The organism is Pseudomonas sp. NPDC087346, from assembly GCF_044744235.1.
In the GTDB taxonomy this organism is placed as follows: Bacteria; Pseudomonadota; Gammaproteobacteria; order Pseudomonadales; family Pseudomonadaceae; genus Aquipseudomonas.
On the sequence record NZ_JBIUXX010000166.1, the window covers coordinates 1 to 1,544 of the forward strand.

General features: G+C 52.6%; 1 protein-coding gene. It reads right to left on the reverse strand.

Annotation, left to right across the window (positions count from 1 at the left end; all coding sequences use genetic code 11):
* Positions 1-20 precede the first annotated feature (20 nt).
* A complete protein-coding gene (locus ACIOZM_RS31815) occupies positions 21-1,289 on the reverse strand; it encodes an IS110 family transposase (RefSeq protein WP_401221648.1) in 1,269 nt (422 codons plus the stop codon).
* Positions 1,290-1,544 lie beyond the last annotated feature (255 nt).

Below are 1,544 nucleotides of genomic sequence, written 5' to 3' on the forward strand. Positions count from 1 at the left end.
TCACGCCCTGAGCCTCTCAGTCAACTCGTGGCTACCGCCACTGGTGCTTCTGTCAATGTTGATCCGCGTTGCAATAAGGACTGCAAGTAAACTTTTTCGTCATACACGGTGCTGGTTTTCCAGCACCGATAGACGATTCTGATCCACTTAAACGCGAGTGCTCTCAAGGCCGCTTGGTATGAACAGCCTTTAGCCCGTTGTTGCCGATAATAAGCTTCGGCCCATGTTGATTCGGTGATGCTATGAGCGGCCCATTCGACAAAGGTCTGACGTAAGAACGTTGAACATTGGTAGCGCCAATACACCACTTTCTTCTTTCCGCTTCGCTGGGTTACCGGTGCGATTCCGGCATATCGCTGCATCGAACTGGCGTCGCTAAATCGATCACGCTGCTCGCCAAAAGCAACCAGCAGACGAGGTGCAAGATGTTTCCCCGCGCCAGGCAATGCCTTGAAAATCGGGTAATCGGCCAAGGCGTTGGCCGTTTCGTCGATCTCGCGGTCAAAATCCTTGATGGTTGCAATAAGCCCTTTGAGCTGCGAAGCCAGGGCTGTTGCGTATAGCTGCGAAGGGCGTATCACACCAGGGTCCTGTGTCAAAGGCATCGCATTGATGATCAATTCCCAGCGAGTCTGATTGAGCTGAGGACGACGCATGTTGTGATCGTTAGAGAACTTTAGAAAAGCACTTTGGCGAGAGCGCTTGATGTGTTCAAGCGTGGGCCAGCGCATCAGAAAGTCACAGAACACCACGGTGTCGTGATTACTAAAAAGTTCCAGAGCCAATGGATAGTACTGCTTGAGCGTACAGACCAAGCGGTTGCTGATCTTGACTCGCTCATCGACCATCCCGCGCCGATGCTCTGACAGACTTGCCAAAATACGCATGGCAGGGCTTTGCGGCATCAACTGCGGAAACCGTTGCGGATGGGTGAGCAGCAACTCAAGTGCCCATTGAGCATCAGTCGGATCGTCCTTGGCACCGCTGCAGACAAAGGTTTTACGGTGTCTGGCCAAGGTGCTCGGATTAATCGGAAACAGGCAAAAGAACTCGTATTTTTGCAGGGCCGAAACCAACGGACCCTTGCTGAGTTCCAGAGCAATTGCTATTGGAGCCCCGTAGCGCTCAAACAACGATTTCGCCCAACGATCAATCGATTGAGGCGTGTGATCGATGACAGAGAAGTGCCGCTGGGTTTCACCGGCGACCTGCAAACACACGTCGTGCTTGGCATCGGCCCAATCTATTCCAATATAAGCGGTGAACTTCTGAGACAGGAGCGTTTGCATCCAACACCTCCACAGACGCTAAAGTACATGCAGGGACATGCATGCTTGCGTCCAGCGAAGTCGATATAGAGAGCCGTGTCGGGCTTTCCCTGAGGATTCGTCAAAGGGCGCAAGCGCACCTGTGGGCTCGAAGGTGAAGGGGTAATCATCGAGTGCTTGGCAGGCATATTCGTAGCCCACAGGTGCATGTTCCTTCCTATCTTGCTGACCAATTCCAGCGCTATCAGTATGGAAGAAGAAAGAACGGACGACCTA